Origin of the sequence: Vibrio sp. H11 (genome assembly GCF_004804295.1) — a bacterium.
GTDB lineage: Bacteria > Pseudomonadota > Gammaproteobacteria > Enterobacterales > Vibrionaceae > Vibrio > Vibrio ostreae.
Map to the genome: position 1 here is coordinate 187120 of NZ_SSHN01000004.1, position 16982 is coordinate 204101.

The 16982-nt window shown below is 40.5% G+C and carries 9 protein-coding genes; 4 read left to right on the plus strand and 5 right to left on the minus strand.

Annotated features, from left to right (window positions below):
• Nucleotides 1-5: 5 nt before the first annotated feature.
• A complete protein-coding gene (gene dndA / locus E6C74_RS07930) occupies nt 6-1130 on the minus strand; it encodes a cysteine desulfurase DndA (RefSeq protein ID WP_136484166.1) in 1125 nt (374 codons plus the stop codon).
• A 114-nt stretch (nt 1131-1244) separates the two neighbouring features.
• Here dndA and dndB point away from each other — a divergent pair, with 114 nt between their 5' ends.
• From dndB to dndE, 4 genes are read left to right on the plus strand one after another with little or no spacing between them, the layout of a single operon-like run.
• The gene (gene dndB, locus E6C74_RS07935) at nt 1245-2339 is read left to right on the plus strand and encodes a DNA sulfur modification protein DndB (protein WP_136484167.1); all 1095 of its coding nucleotides are present in this window, start codon (nt 1245-1247) and stop codon (nt 2337-2339) included.
• A 20-nt stretch (nt 2340-2359) separates the two neighbouring features.
• Nucleotides 2360-4321 (plus strand): DNA phosphorothioation system sulfurtransferase DndC, encoded by a 1962-nt coding sequence (gene dndC / locus E6C74_RS07940; protein ID WP_136484168.1) that lies wholly within the window; start codon nt 2360-2362, stop codon nt 4319-4321.
• Complete coding sequence (gene dndD, locus E6C74_RS07945; RefSeq protein WP_136484169.1) at nt 4321-6291, plus strand: DNA sulfur modification protein DndD; 1971 nt, start codon at nt 4321-4323, stop codon at nt 6289-6291. The genes dndC and dndD overlap by 1 nt, the downstream gene beginning before the upstream one ends.
• Nucleotides 6288-6656: a DNA sulfur modification protein DndE gene (gene dndE / locus E6C74_RS07950; protein ID WP_136484170.1), complete on the plus strand. Its 369-nt coding sequence runs from the start codon at nt 6288-6290 to the stop codon at nt 6654-6656. Before dndD ends, dndE begins: the two co-directional genes overlap by 4 nt.
• Nucleotides 6657-6701: 45 nt before the next feature.
• On the opposite strand, the gene E6C74_RS07955 is transcribed toward dndE, so the two are convergent.
• The 4 genes from E6C74_RS07955 to dptF form a co-directional block, all read right to left on the minus strand.
• Entirely contained in the window at nt 6702-8576 is a 1875-nt protein-coding gene (locus E6C74_RS07955; protein ID WP_136484171.1) for a DUF262 domain-containing protein, read from the minus strand.
• Between the two features lie 240 nt (nt 8577-8816).
• The gene (gene dptH, locus E6C74_RS07960; protein ID WP_136484172.1) at nt 8817-13955 is read right to left on the minus strand and encodes a DNA phosphorothioation-dependent restriction protein DptH; all 5139 of its coding nucleotides are present in this window, start codon (nt 13953-13955) and stop codon (nt 8817-8819) included.
• Entirely contained in the window at nt 13936-15276 is a 1341-nt protein-coding gene (gene dptG, locus E6C74_RS07965; RefSeq protein WP_136484173.1) for a DNA phosphorothioation-dependent restriction protein DptG, read from the minus strand. The genes dptH and dptG overlap by 20 nt, the downstream gene beginning before the upstream one ends.
• 1 nt (nt 15277) lies before the next feature.
• Nucleotides 15278-16873, minus strand: coding sequence for a DNA phosphorothioation-dependent restriction protein DptF (gene dptF, locus E6C74_RS07970; RefSeq protein WP_136484174.1), 1596 nt, complete (start codon nt 16871-16873; stop codon nt 15278-15280).
• Nucleotides 16874-16982 lie beyond the last annotated feature (109 nt).

Sequence of the window (16982 nt, forward strand, 5' to 3'; positions counted from 1 at the left end):
GCGATTTATAAGTATTGCTTTAGCTTTTCAATCATTTCCGCCAATGGTAACTCTTTTGTCTGGTAGCACCAAGACATACGTATCGCGTTATCAATACGTTCTTCATCGAAACCCATCGCACTCAAAACATGACTCGGTGTATAACTAGAAGAAGTACAAGCAGAACCATTCGACACAGCAGCGATCCCCTTCAAAGCCACCATAGCAGCCTCCGAGTTAACTTCTGGAATGGAAAAATTAAGCACATGTGGTGCCGTCTTCTGACCATTAACCTCTATTCCAATTTCAGCAAGAGCACTCAGTGCTTCATCTTTCAGAGATTGACAGTGCTGCGACCAAATTTCGGAGTTTTTATCCGCCAAAGAACATGCTGTACCTAAACCTGCTATCAAAGCTACAGGAAGTGTTCCAGGTCTTAGACCACGCTCTTGCCCTCCTCCAAACATCAATGGTTTTAAAGGGACTTTTTTAAACCCTCGACGTTTAACAATAAGCGCACCAATACCCTTTGGTCCATACAACTTATGACCGCTTACACTAATCATATCTATACGATCATTCTTTAGTGGATCACTGTATTTACCGAAGCCTTGCGCGGCATCTACATGGAAATACGCAGTATGGTTTTCTAGAACCTCACAATAACCCAAAATATCCTGGATCGAGCCCGTTTCATTATTGACATGCATGATGCTGACTAAAAATGTGTCACTTCTCAAAGCATTAGCGAGTGATTCTTTTGATATAATACCTGACTCATCGCAGTCTAGATAAGTGACATCAAAACCTTCCTTTTCTAGCTGCTCAACAGGCTCCAACACCGCTTTATGTTCGATTTTGGTAGTTATAATGTGTTTCTTACCTTGACTACATGCCCATGATTGAAGGCCTAAAATAGCAATATTATTGCTTTCCGTTGCACCACTGGTGAATACAACTTCACTCTTCTCGGCACCAATCACATCAGCAACTTGTTGCCTTGCTATTTCGGTAGCTTGCTTTGCTCTCACTCCAAATTCATGAGTTCGACTTCCAGCGTTCCCATACTCTTCAAGCATGTATTTACTTACAATTTCAGCGACTTCTGGCGCCATTGGAGTGGTTGCATTGCAATCTAGATATGTAGTCATTGGCAAGCCTTAACAAATGGGAAGACATTGATACTGGAGTAGCGTATAGTACACGCCATTGTTCGTACGAACAAATAATATTGTTCGTAAAAACACCAATAAATAGATAAAGATATGACTGATGTAATTTCGGGAACTTCATTCCCAGCCATAAAAGGCATACAAGCAGACACTGAATTCTACACGGTGATGTGTCCCTTAAAAAGGCTTAAGCGCATATTTACATTTGATGAAAGCACGCTCCCTGTCAATGAGCGTGCTCAACGAATATTGAACCCTGAGCGTATCCCTGAGATAAGCAACTATATCCTTGAGAACCGAGATAGTTATGTATTTTCGGCTTTAACTGCATGTATTGACGGCGAAACAGATTTTGTTCCGATTGGGGCAAGTAAACACCAACAAAAAATTGGAACTTTAACCATTGATGATGATGCTGAAGTCTATATTACTGATGGCCAGCATCGAAATGCTGCGATTCAAGAAGCGTTGAAGCAAGATCCATCACTTGGTGAAGAAAATATTTCAGTTGTATTTTTTGTTGGGAAGTCTTTGCCTGAACGGCAGAAGATCTTTAAAGACCTGAACCTGTACCCCGTAAAGACGGACAGCTCTCTGAGCATTACGTACGATGGTAAGCCAGATGCCCTCCTTTCCAAAAGTGTTGTCTTCGAAAGTAAAGTACTTTCGAAGTTAATACACATGGAGAACAGCAACTTAGGAAAACGTTCTAAGAAACTGGTTAGTCACAGTGCATTAAACAAAGCGACAAAGGAGCTCTTCGATGTTATTGACGAGAGCACTTACCAAAAACAATCGATAATTGCTCGCGAGTTTTGGGAACATTTAGTCGAAATGATACCAGCGTGGCAATTAGTCTTTAAAGAGAAAGTCTCAGGTGGAGAAGTAAGAGAAGAGTCAATTCATGCATACTCTGTTACTTTCCAAGCATTAGGGATTGTGGGCCATTGGCTGCTAAATAACGATCCCTCATGGAAAAAAACAACAGAAGCACTCAAAGATATTGATTGGGCAAGAAGCAATAAAGCAGACTGGGAAGGTCGTTGTGTCGTGAATGGCTCAATGAGAAACTCGTCCGTTGCCATGAAGCTGACGGCAAATAGAATCAAGCACTATCTTTCGATACCTTTAAATGCGAAAGAACAAGCAGAAGAAGCCAAATTCAGCCAAGCGAAGCAAAGCAAGTAAGCCCACGGGTAAATCAAATTATGACAGTAAATACTCAACAAGCACGTTATTCTGCATTCAACGAGCTTGGGTTCAAAGAAACAATCAAACGCTTAGTTACAAAAACAAAAGAACTCTACCAAAAGGATGATATTCCTTGGGTAATTGGATACAGCGGCGGAAAAGACTCAACAGCTATCCTTCAAATAGTTTGGAATGCATTAGCAGAACTAAAAGAAGAAGGGAAAGCAACAAAGCCAGTACACGTAATTAGTACAGATACATTAGTTGAAAACCCTATCGTTGCACTTTGGGTTGATCGCTCTCTCAAGCAAATGAAAAAAGCCGTGGATGAACAAGGCTTACCAATTCAGCCCCATCGCTTAACCCCAAAAACCGAAGATAGATTCTGGGTAAACTTAATTGGTAAAGGTTATCCAGCCCCACGTTACAAGTTTCGTTGGTGTACCGACAGACTAAAGATTAGCCCTTCAAATACGTTCATCCAAGATGTAGTGAAAAAGAATGGAGAAGCTATCTTAGTATTGGGAACTCGAAAGCATGAAAGTACCGTTCGTGCAGCAAGCATGGAGAGTATTGAAAGCCGATCCGACAATACTCGTAAAAATGATGGGCTAAATGTAAATACGCAACTCGATCGTGTGTGGGTGTATACACCTATAGAAGATTGGACAAATGATGATGTCTGGTCCTTTCTAACCCAACAAAAGAATCCTTGGGGTTATCGAAATACCGACTTATTGGGTATGTATCAGGGCGCTACTGACGGTGGTGAATGCCCACTTGTCGTTGATAAATCAACCCCAAGCTGTGGTGACAGCCGTTTCGGCTGTTACGTATGTACCATGGTTGGTGAGGATAAATCTATGGCTGCAATGATTGCAAATGACGAAGAAAAAGAGTGGATGTTACCACTACTTGCTCTTCGCAATGAAATAGACATCAACGACGCTAACAAAGACGCTAAAGCAAATAAGATAGCAAGAGACAAGCACAATCGAGATTTCCGACGAATGAATGGTAACCTTACCGTTCATATCAGTATGAAAGAGTTCAGTGAGCAGAAAGATCTTTCTGATGTCGAGGATGTATTTGAACTCCTCGCTCAATACGAAGACAACACCAACTTTAAGTACGAGAACTTACCAGCTGATATTGTTCGAGGCCCTTATAAACAGGCATTTAGAGAGTCAATGCTTCGAAAAGTTCTCCAAGCCCAGATGGAAGTAAGAGAATGCGGACCAGAGGAGGTTAAAGGCTTAGAACTTCTAACCATTGAGGATTTAGAGGAAATTCGCCGTATCTGGGTTGATGAAAAAAACGAGGCGGAGGATAGCGTCCCTCGAATCTATCAAGAAGTCACTGGAGAAAAATATCAAGGGGCTCCTAGAGCTTACAGCCCTGTCGTTAATCACGACATTCTGAGCAAACTCAAAGAGTTTTGTATGAAATACGAAGACCCAGATCAACTAAAATACCAACAACTTAGGACTCTGCTTTCTATCGAGGACCGATATAAGCACCAATTACGAAGAGCAAAAATATCAGATGATCTAGAGTCAGCTATCGACAAAGGTGCATTTGCAAGTATCGACAATGCACGTAGATTCGCGTTGGATAAAGTTAGAAATGAAACACTTGTAAAGCTAAACCGCCTAAAAAGTGTTGGTACAGAACCCGAGTTCTTAATGAATATTGTATCCAATATTCAGATCTTAGACGCAAAGAAAGAACTAAGTAAAGTAAAAAAGTACAAAGAATATTATTCCGAAATAACTTCAGGAAACTACCAGCCAGATGAAGCGTTTTCACTTGAATCAAAACTGGTAAGTGGGCTAATCAAGTTGTACGAATATTATATTCATCAAATCGATAAATCTTTCGCTCTATTAGATCACAAAGCACAAGAACAGCTAGAAATGAAGAATCGCAACGACAAATTACTATCTGCAGACAACTTAATTATGACAGGAGGCAAATAGTGATTTTTGAACAAGTAAAACTGTATAACTTCGGCATCTATAGAGGGGAGCACACGGTAGACCTTGATGTAGAGGATCATAAAAAACCAATCATTTTGTTTGGTGGTCTAAATGGTGGAGGAAAAACCACTTTCCTAGATTCTCTACAGCTTGCTCTGTACGGAAAAAATGCAAAGTGCTCTAACCGAGGTAAGTTGTCATACAGCGATTATCTAAAGCAAGCGATCAATAGGTATAGCGAAGACAAGTCCGCTTTTGTTGCTCTGACCTTCCGTCATACTCAAAGGACGGAAGCCAATCGATATGAAGTAATTCGCTCCTGGGAAGTTAGTTCAAATAAAGAGATTGCAGACAAAGTCCAAGTTCTTGTCAATGGCGAACTAGATAATCTCCTGACTGATAATTGGAGTGATTTTGTATCAGAATTTATTCCTCAAAGTATGTCTGAGCTGTTCTTTTTTGATGGTGAAAAAATTGAGGATCTAGCTGACCCTTCACGCTCTGCACAATTGTTAAAAACGGGTATTGAAGCGCTGTTAGGCTTAGAATTATTCACTCAGTTATCTAAAGACCTCAACACTCAAAAACGTCGTCGTCAAGAACGTAACTTAGATAGCTCTTCGAGTAAAAAGGTTGATGAGCTGAAGCAAAGAAAAGAGCTTCTAGAAAATAATCTGCTAAGTGTCGAAGAGAATATTCAGAAAATTCTAGATGATGAGAACGATCTAGCGAAACAGTTAAAAGACATCGAGGTCCAAATGCAAACCTCTGGTGCAAATTTGCTAGACGATGTTAATAACATTCAGCTTGAACGAAAGGCAGTGGCTTCCAAGCTAGAGGCGATTGATCACAACCTTATCAAACTAGCAGCTGGCGCGATGCCACTGGCTATTGCACACAGCTTACTGAAGGAAACGAAAGAACAAGCTTTATTAGAAGATGAAGTTATTGGTTTTGATAATGCACAGAAACATATCAAAGCCAACAATGATGAGCTTATTAAACGTTTAAAAGCTTCGACAACAGACGATATGGCCGAGCAAGTAAACAAACTACTTAGTTCAATATGGCAAGAGTCTAAAGATTGTTTAAACCAAGAAAAGTACCTAAACGTTAATCCTGTCATATTTGACTTTGCCGAGAGCGCGATAGAGTCAGATACAACAGAAAGTGCAGAACTATTAAAGCAGAAAAGAGAACTACAAGAGACACTAGCTCTGTTAGATAAGAAGCTAGATGCCGTGCCGGACTCAGAGTCAGTTAAGGAACAAATTGAGGCAAAAGGCAGGATTGAAGCGTCGATTGCCCACTCTAAAACAACATTAGAATCCCTAATGGAAGAACTAGCTCAATGTAAAACCCAAATTAATGAAAATGAAGCACGTCTAGACGCAACTTTGATCCAACAAAATGCTGAAGACTTCGAAAATAAACGAAATCTACAAGTTGCGGAACACCTTGTTGAAATGAAAGATATTGTTGATGCATTTAAAGCACAACTGATCAAAGAAAACATTTCAACACTCGAAAAACGTATAAAGAGTAAATTTGACTCGCTAGAGCGAAAATCCGAACTTGTTGCAAAAGTAAACATCAATCCAATGACGTTTAACCTCACGCTTTTAGGCGTAGATGGTCTGCCCCTAGATACCAAGCGGCTTTCTGCTGGTGAGCGCCAGTTGCTATCAGTTGCCATCCTCTGGGCACTGGCAGACGCTTCAGGTAAGGAAATTCCAACCATCATTGATACGCCTATGGGCAGATTAGATGGTAAGCATAGAACAAAACTTGTTGAAAACTATTTCCCAGAAGCTGCTGGTCAAGTAATTCTACTATCCACTGATGAAGAGATCGCTGGACAGTATTTCAAAAAACTAAAGCGCTCCGTAGCTAAGGAATACCATATTAGTTATGAAGAGGCAGCCAAAACATCAACTATTACTGAAGGCTACTTTGGAGAATTAGCATGAGCATAGAGACAGTTCGCTTATCAGAGAAGGCTAAAGGGCAGCTCATCACGGTCAAAAAGAACACCAAGATCGATAACTGGAATGTTCTTTGCCGTTGGGCATTAATGCTTTCCTTGAAAGAGGAAAGTATCCCACCACATGAAGATATCGTTACCAATAGTAATGTTGAAATGACTTGGAAAGTGTTCGGTGGGGAGTTTTCAGATATCTATCTAGCGATGCTACGTCAGAGAATCAAAGCAGATTTTGACAAAATCGATGAAGATGAGCTTAGTTATCACTTTAAGCTTCACCTTCATCGAGGTATATCTTATTTACTTCAAAAGTCCAAAGATATAGGCAGTCTATTGAATATAGTAATATAGCTATATTGCTTATAATACCTCTGGTAATATATCAGAGGTATTTAGTTATATTCTCCATACTTCAGCCGCATATTCAGCTAGGTGTCGCTGTCTTTGCTCAATAATTTCAAAGCTCCATGATGAATAAGATTCTTCTACAAAAAGTTCCTTAACCATAGGTAACTCTGAATCTTTGAAAGACTTCTTGATTGTACCATCTTTACGTTTAGCCAATTTTTCTGGATACTCACCAAATCGCTTAGCATTCCAATCAAAGTTCGATACATCTCGGTTGATATCACCCTCTAAAAGACAGAGATTACCCAACCTATTTACCATTTGTTTATGTTTTTCTGGCTCTTTTGCAGCCCATTCCCACTCACCTGGACGTTTATCTGTTGCCAGATTTTTAGGCAAAATATGCTCAACATTAAACTCTTGACTGTGCTTAGCAATCTTCAAGCCCGAAGACTTCAACAAGTAACTATCAATTTTAGACAAGATGTAAAACTGTAAAGTCGCGTTTCTCGCACTAAATAGAGAAAAGTTTTGATAAAAATCTGTTGGAGAACTATTATCTCTTAGATACTTCCTGACTTCTTTTATTGGTTTTCCATCCTTAATGTCCCTAGCTGCTTTACCTAAGTAACTTTCCAGCTGAGATGTATCTCTTTTCATTATTGTCAAGTTTCTAAAACAAAAGTTTTCAGTTACTCTTAAAACTTCAAGAAAGTCTTCTCTTCTAGTCTCAAATAGAAATTTATGCGCCGAAAATAAAAGTATTTCAGATAATCCAACATTTAAGCTTTTAATGTTTTTTAGGATAGAAACCTCTTCTTCTTTATAAGCGGCATTTCCTGTTTCCATTCTGTGCATTGAAATTCGAGAGTATATTTCAGAATCACTTCGCCATAAACCGACCACTTGTGGAACTTTAGCATTTTCGAGTTCTTTCTCGGTAATAATGCTATGCATTTTAGTTGAACCACACTCTCCAAACAACGCAACATGCCGTAGTCGTATAAACTGTGCAACTGCACCATTTGGTATATTCCCTTGCATTTCTGACCAAGCATTTTTTATTTCTTCATGTTCAGAAAGTTTACTTTGGGTAAATAATTCATTTTTCAATTTGTCAGCCTCACTCAAAGGAAGGCCTTTTGCGTTCAAACATTTGAAAACTTCGTAAGAGAATGATTCTTTTTTGACGTTAGAAGAAATGCATATAAAACACTCCTCAATTGTCGAGAATATTGATTTAATTGCTTTATATTTGAGAGCAGGGTCCGAAAACTTATCAAAAAAATTACTTACCTTACTATCTACATAGTCAAAAGACTTCTTTATTGCCTTTATATTAGGTTCATTATCTAAATCGATACCAGCTTCTTCTAAGTACTCTTGTCGTTCTATTTCACATACACTCTCAACAATATAAAAACTAAAAAATTCCTCTATGTTTTTATCAACTTGAAGACGAGTTAAAAGTTGATCATCATCGAAGGAAGCCACTAACCATGCTTTATACGAATCCAAATGGTGACCAACAGTTCGTTTTAGTTTTCCTGTCGTATTATCTTTTAACTGTTCACATTGATTTCGTAGTGCAGCTACAACCATTGATATAGATGTAATTCTCTGTTGCCCATCAACAACATAATAATTGTTATCTTTTTCTTCGAAGACAAAAGCACCAATAAAATGAGGGTCACTAATCGGAGTTTCTCTTTCTTCCCAACTATCATTCTCATCACATGCATGAAAGTATCCGTTAGAAGTTTTGAGAATATCTTGCCATAGTTCATCAATGTTCTTATTCTTCCAACTCCATGGTCTTTGGTTGTATGGAATTACGAATCGTTTTTTTCCTTGACAGAACATCGACACTAAGCTCTGCTCGTTTACCGTAAAAAAATGCGAAGGAATTATTTTATTTTTCATTTTAATCTCATATTTTTAAAGGGAACACCCATCAAATCCAACATGACATCAAGTGTATTTTTATGTTTACATCCACTTGAAAAATGTTCTACTAGTCATTTAGACAGTACTTTATCGCTATTCTGATGTGTCATTTTATTAGTGACATCCGATTATACATATGACTTAATGCATTAGTATTAGTATTAGTATTAGTAAGGTCAAAAACTCCCTAAAAGGGCGTTTTAAATCAAAGTTTTGCTACAGTAGTTCCCAAAACGCCCTATCGCGCATCTTAACGATCTTCTTAGCCCCATCAATATAAAGGCTATAGTGCTTCTCTAGCTTATTGATGGTTTCCATCAGCTTCTCTTGCTCGGCTTTCTCGTTTACACCAAACATGGCTTTAAGCTCTTGCGGGCGAATCTTCGCGACGCGATGGATTACCCATGTCAGTACGTAACTTGAGTAGTCGTTCTCGCCTGTTTGGAAGTGAGTGATATCTTGGGTAGAAAGAATCATACCAACACCGTACTCACGGCCTTCCTTTAAGATCTTACGCAAGCTTGGGAAGTTTTGAGACATGAAGTTATCGGCTTCATCCACCAAAATCATCTTAGTTATTTGTCGGAAATCGCCTTGTACTTCTGGCTTACCTTTCTTCTGCATTTGTGAGTAGAACAAATCCAGTGTTAATGCTACTACGAGGTTTTGGATCTCTGACGGGTACCCTGCCAGCTCAACAACTGTAATGCCATCGACAAGATCGAAAAGACTCATACACTTGGTGTTGTCGTCTTCGAAAATCTCCAGCTCATACAAACTTTCAAGTGCCGCATATAATGAGTCTTCATCTGGATCAGTTTCAATAAACAACGCCCAAACATCTGCGATTGTTGGCGCTGGTTTTGTCCAAGTGCTTGGATCCGCCTTGCGAATACCAGCCAACTCATAAGCTTCACCCACCAGCTTACGTAAACGCAGTTGCTGTTTTTGACCTAAGCCAAAAGCTTTACCCATGGTTTCAGAGAAGCCTCGTGCGGTGTGCACAGGCAACATTGGCGTATCACCAAATAAACTCAATGGGTTATATGGCAGTTTATGAAGCTTAAACTTCTTACCCGCTGTCGCTTGTTGGAACTTGTCGTCTACATAATCGGATTTGTAGTCGAAAATAAGCATACCAATTGGCGCACCATTTACGTTGTCTGCCCGATTGCGATAAAGCTGTGTAATCACCGATTTAGTGAACTGGGTTTTACCCGTACCCATAGTGCCTATGATACCAGTATTGGTATTCATAAACTTAGCCGTATTGGTTGGCTCCCAGTTCAGCGGTGCTTGCGTCAAAGCATTGTGACCAAAGAGTACATTTAAGTTAGTACTCGATGGTTGTGACTTGAAGGTATCTACTGCTTCAGCACCTTGCACCGAAACGTCTTTCTCTGGAGCTGTTTTTCCTTCTTCTACCTCAGTGCAATGCTCTTCAGCTTCGGTGTCTAGCCCAATATCAGAGTCACCTGATTCTTTGGGTACGTAATCACTCGTATCGTCCACTTTACTGTCAGCTTCGATCACTTCTGCTTGAGTTTTACCACATAGGACATATTCAGTCGGTACGTGACATAACTTAACGATATCTAACTCGTTAAGCACTTCTTGCAATGGCGTTTCGACCAAACAAGGAAGCAAACCCATCGGAAGGTTGACTTTTAGCACGCCTTCCAACATTTGGTATTCAGGTTGCAAGCAACTTGCGCCCTCAAGATGGCTGACAACAAATCCATCTGGGTAATCAGCAACTTTTGCTAGAGAGTAATCGCCTTTCAGCCACTCTTCTTTGTTGTCTAGCAGTGCGTCGAAGTAGTCTGGAGCGAACACGTTGTACAAGCGGTACTTGTCTACCTGCATTAGCACTTGACGCATGAACAGACCGCGGTAAAGTTTGCTTGCAAGGTTGTCATTACCAAGCAGATCTTCGCTCAGATAGCGCAACAACTCTTTTGATTGCTTAACGGCTTTTTTGTAGTCAGGAATTGAACCCGTTTTTACTTCCACTGGCAGCATGTACATGTCTTGCCCTTTAAAGCCAACGAGTAATACATCATCAGAAATCTCACCTTTTTTGTAGCCATGAACGTTACGCGAGAATTCACTATCTGACATTTTCAGGCCAATGTTACCTGAAACACGGTTCATTTCTGCCACAGAAAGCGGAACCCAGGTGATGTCTGAGTTATGCACTAAGCTGGTCACAAACTTATAAGCCCCAATGACACCTTTACGCTCTTTGTTGATGGTTGGCGAGCAGGTCATCATCTTCAACAGCCAATCGCCATTAAAGGCATTGAACTCGTTGATTTGCCCACCATCCCCCTGCTTAATGACTTTTTCGAACAGACCACGCTGCGCCGTGACGGTAATCGCATCGTAGCTCGATGAGCTGGTGTACTGATCGGAATAGTGAATCAACACCACATCTTCATTGCTATGGAAGAAGTCTAACGTCACTTTTGGATCAATGATGGTTGTCCATATGGAGCTGTCGTATGAGCGCTCTAGTAAGCCTTTAAAATCTTCACTCACTGCAAGCGCAACTGCGTTTGCACCGTGATATTGCGTGTTTGGTTTTAACGCCGGCTTGAGTAAAGCACCAACGTATTTGGCCATCATCAGGTGTGGATGGTCTTGATAATCCGTGTCCTTCAAACCAAAACCAGTAAAGTAAGATCCAGATTTACTCTCAGACGCCTCGCCCGTTAATAGGCCATCACATGCAATACCAGAAGCCATGTCTTCGATTGCAATGTCTGAGCAATCCACTTTGTCGTTATTACGGAAGAACGAGAGATGCGCGTATGACTGGCCGTCTTTATTCGCCTGCTCATTGGTAAACTTACTGTAGGTTAAACGAGTGCGAAGAATATCAATGATGGTATCCGCCACTTCACGTACTCTGCCTTTGTTCAGCTCTAACCACTCTTTCAGTTCGTCGTAATTGGCAGTTTCTGCAAAGCGATCAAAAGCATTGAACGTCAGTTTGTCATCATAAAGGTTAATGTGAATCGAAGCCGCTTGTTCTTGATTGCTACGGATGTAATCCACCAGCCCCATAAACAGCTCTTCAGCGCTGTCTTGATTCACTGCATTAATGATGATGCTTTTTTCAGAACCTGTGAATAATTGACTAAATGCGGTTTGGAACTCGTCGATTTTTTCTTTGACGAGTTTACGAACGAATGTCAGTGAGCTCTTCTCTTGAGGGACACTCTTGAGCCAAAACGCGTTTTCTTTCACTTGTTGGTTGTAAGCAAACTCGTACCGAGGATGATAGACGTATGGCAACAAACCTTTTGGTGATAGCCGCTCAAACGTCACATCTGGCAAACGAGCGAAGCTTTCATCTTTACAAATCATGTTGCGTAGATTTAGGTAGTAAGCCAAGATTAGCGGGTGGAACGGAGAGTAATATTCTTCGCCTTCAGATTTAACCAAACCAATTTTCAGCGCGGCTTTTTGCTCTTTGGTCAGCATACTACCCGTTGGAATCGCTTCAAAATAAGCAAGGCTGGCATCTACTACATTTTGAACAAGTGCCGTGAAATCATCCCCCCAAGAAGCTAGGGATGGTGTACTACGACACTGTTCGAGGTAATAATACAATTCGACATAGGATGAATGTATAGCGTCATCAATGGCTCGTACGTCATCCAACTTGATTGTGTCGGAGTCAGAAATAGACACGACTTTGTCATTGATGAAGGCTTCTTCCCAGCGCAGCAGCTTTAAACGAACACCAGGTACAACAAATTCGCTGTTATCGATGCCAACTTTACCTTTTTGGGAGTAGAACTCGCCATTGTATTCATCTTTGAATAACTTGTGGTAGCGGCCTCGATTGAGCAACAATGGCAAGCTCAACGAGTCTGTCGCTACTGCTCCTTCAACATTGAACTTAAGCTGGTTATCGCCTGATTTAACAGCGAAGTCAATCTCATCCGCTTCATTGGCAAGCGCCTCAAAGTCCACCAGAGAATACTCTGCTACGTCTACGACTTGTTTTGCATCTGTCAAAGAACAAGCCATACCCTCTTCATCTCGAATCTGAAGTTTGTTCTCTTCCATATTCAACGTTAAACGCTGCTTCGCAGGTGCTGGCTCGACTAAAAAGATGTTTTTAAACGGTTCGAGGTAAAACTCACCTTTGCGAACAACGAGACAACGGAAGTTGTAAGCCTCGGATTTATTCTCGCGTTTCAACGCCAAAGTGAAGAACAAGGGCTCGTTATTGTAAGTACCTTTTAAGCTGGCTCGTGTCGTCTTAAGGCCATTCAGCGTTGAAATCACTTCTCGATTACCAAGTGCTTTGGCTGGCTGAATTTTAAACTGGCTTTTTTCCAGATTGCTTGCACCTTGGAAAATTAGTTTCAATTCGAAGTCATTGACGCCTTCATCGAGCTCAATGATAAGATGACGATCACGCATACCGGCTTTAGTTTCTGCACGGTTACGCGCAGTGAGAGTCATACCTTCACTAGCTTGCTCTTCTTCAAGAATAAGTTGCTGTTGTGCATTTCGTTTTTTCTCTTGGAGAAACGCTTCAAATTCAACATCTTTCCACACATCAGTTTCGGAGAAGTTTTCGTTAATGAATTTTTCACTAAACGACTTCAAACGGTCCTGAAGCTGATCACCGAAGTGTTCCACTTCAAAAGAAAGTTCTTCATAGAGTGCACGGTTGTCTTCCAAACGTTTTTTTATTTGTTTCGGATTACCACTCATCTCTGCAACAAGCGGATCTTCAAACATACCAAGTTCATTAAAGCGCAGATCACCATCTTCCACTGCTTTATATAGTGATTCAAAACCGAACATGGTCGCACCATCTTCAAGGATCGCATCAAACTGGTCATCCAAAAGACAATTAGACACATCACGGCCTTTGTCTTGTTGGTCAATCAGCCCTTTCATCGCCGTTTTTATCTTGCTTGGGCTCCACACCTGACCAAGCTGAGCCAGATCATCTGCCGAGTTAATCAAGGTATCCAACAAGCTATTATGAATCACCACCAGCGCGCAGCCCTTCAAGTAGCCTGACTGGCTTGCAACTTCATCACGTAGATGGGAGATATAGTTTTCTGTAAAGCCTTGATACTCAGCAGAGTCTTCACTATGAATAACAGGTACGATCTTACAGTGAGACAACTGAATAAATGGCAGCTCAATACCGTTGCTCGCACTAATGCTATATTGTGAATGTGCGATCATAGCTTGATACAAACGCACACTGTTTTCGCTATCTGGTGACTTGAACTGATAACGGAAGCCTGCCTTGATGTGAGTTTCAGCATTCGCTAGAAACTGCTCAACTAGAAAGGTCTCAAATTGTTTTACGGACATAAACTGCGTCTCCACTATCACTCATGCGCTCAACGTTACCAATGCGCTCATAGAATTTAATTAGTTCTTGTTCGGTTTGTTTATCAACGAAAATGCCACGTTGTTTAAATGCGGCAATCAGTTCATGGAAACGGAGTTTGTCCTTTTCTCCAACAACAAGGTTGGTTAATAAAATAATGTAGTCTTGGTTAAGTACCAGCACTCGGCCACTGCGGCCCCTACTTTGAATAAAGTGAGCAGCGAGATACTTTTCTACCTCAGAAACGAATTTTTTGTTGATATTAAATCGCTCGCCGACACTAAACTGTGCCATAGCCAAATTCATAATGTTACCAAGCCAGTCCAGCGCATACTCCGATTCATCAAGTGCTGTATCAAGTCCGCGCTGTGCTTTAAATGCTCGCGCAAAGTGCTCTAAGTCACTCTTGAGATGTTCATAGTGCGATTCTTGAATGCCTTTTGAAATCGTCCACAGTGGTACTTTGGCGGTATTCTTATCCCCCGTACCAGGTTGGAGAAGTTCTAGCATTGTTAGCATTGGAAACAAACGAGTCGCCGATTCATTGAAAAGCTTGTAACCATGATTTTTGATGTGGGTACGTTCACTACTAGCTCGCTCATGATCCATGATGAAGTACAATGGCTTCGCAGTTGGCTCCTCACCAGAACGCCAATCTGTGAGCGAAAGGCTTAATTGAGCGGTGTAAGCAAAACCATAAAAAGACAAGAAGGATTCAATCTCGCTTAACAGGTACTTAGGGCGACTTGCCAAAAACTTCAAATCATCACGAAATGCTTTAGATAGATATGGCAGATATGGATGCTCACTTGCTTGCATCGATGAATCGCTTTTCATCTTGCCACGCAGAGTTGAAAGCATTTCTCGCTCGATAAAGTTGAGTTTTGCATCAAACACTTCAACACGCATGTTCTGAAGTAAATTGGTAAACATAGAAGCAACACGAGAGTCACCTGCTGCAAATTCACCTTTTTGCGCACGAAATAGTAAAAGCTCAGGACTAACAGAAAAGATATCTTTGTTATCAAAGTACATCTCTCTTAATACATCCCAAAACTCTTCTTCGCCTAATTTTTTTTCAAACGCAGACTGACAATCAGAGACAAAATCCTCGTATTTGTAGCCTTCAATCTTCTTACGTAATAACCCACGCAATACAAGACCAATCACTGCATCGCTATCAAAATCATTACCTTTGGTACGAATTGGCAAATAGCTGTTCAAGCTGTTTTTATTGGGTATATGTTCCGCCGTTTGTGGCAACTTCGGATTAAACGGTTTGATGTATTGATCCATTGTCATCTTAAATACCACTCACTTCGAAATACTCGTCATCTTCATTGACGATCTTGTAGCGCTTATCATTTTTCAGGATAAACAGGGTGTTCTTCTCGTTTGCAACAGTGATGATCTGTTCAACCACCTCATCTAACAAAAGCACCGCATTTTTATCGTGCTTGTTAGGTCGATACCCCAGGTTAATCTTTTCTAGCAACTCGAGTAAGTTGATACTGATTGGCATAGGAATAAGAGAGTTATCATCAACTTTAATGTGAGCATTGAACGCCCCGATTTTAGTCACGCCTTGCTTCTGAATCGATTCAAAATCAGGCTTGACCTCTAACTCTGCCGCTGTTTTAAATCCATTGTATTCCGAGATAAAAAACTGGTCTTTATCAAGCGTTGGGGAATTACGGTTGCAATAACGGTGGATAGCCGCAATGAGGATGTCTTTATAGAACTTGTTGAGATCTCTTCTCTGCTTTGCCGAGCCATCAAACTCACGATGAAGCAACCAAGTATTTGCGTACTTATTCACTAAAGAGTTATCAAAATCGACTTTTAGCTCGTTGATGTACTCATTTGCAAACTGATCTTCATCTTTGAGCAAGTAAACCATTCGCAGGTAAGAAGCAGCATTTGATACGTCAAATACACCGAGCGGCTTTACTTGTTCTTTCAACTGAGTAAAGCCCTCTTCTTCAATGCCTAAACCAAATTGCAGAACAAACTCATCAATCTTGCGAGTATGAATATTGCTTGGGTCAAAGCGATAAAGGTGTTCAAGTAGTTCGTTGTCTTTCCCCTCAAACAAATTATCAAAAAGATAGCCGTCCATCGCTAAAAGTTGAAAAACGAAGTCTAAGAAGGTGCGTGCGGTTAGGAATTGTTCATTAACTAAGCGTACTTTGAGTAATAATGAAATCAGAGTACTTTGTACTGACTTCAAACTAAGCAAAGCAAAATTTGCGGTGAGATTAGAATGACCCGTTTTTTTTACTTCACTATCGTACAATGCATAAAACGGATTATCTAATGACGCCTCGGTCAAACGAGAAAGTAGCAGCGAAGCGAACTTGGACGTATTTTCATCATAATCTAGTGTGAACTTAGGGTAATGCTCAAAATCTAGATATATGTGAGACTCAGGAATATCTTCTTTTCGGTTTTCCAAGAATGCGGAGATGGACTGCTTAATATATCTATGCTTTTCACTCCCCTCTTGAGCATAGTTCGCCATCATTCCGATATTGATACCTATGACCAACGGCTTGTCTGAAACGTCAAATTCACTAAATCGATCATCTAAAGTCTGAATTGCCGTTTGATTTGGATTAAAGCTGTGAGTTGCATCTAGATGAAAATCATGTGTGGATTTATATTTTTGACTATATCGAGTCAAAATCTCTGACTTTCCATCGCCACTACTACCACACAGAAAGATAATTTCGTTCAATTTTGCCGAGGTAAGTGCTTTTGCAAAATCAGCTTCTATATCAGTTTTTATATAAATATGTTCTTTATATGAAGCTAGTATGTCATGCTCTTCATCTCTCTCTGTACTTACTGCATAAGGAGAGGATTTCGATAGGATACTCAACGCTTGGGATAAATTCATAGAGCTTCGCCAATAGTAATAAAATCAAATGTGAAACAAGGCTACATTTAGGCGCAATAACGATACTCAAAGCATTATTTACGGAGATCCGATAATAAAGCTCCCGTCA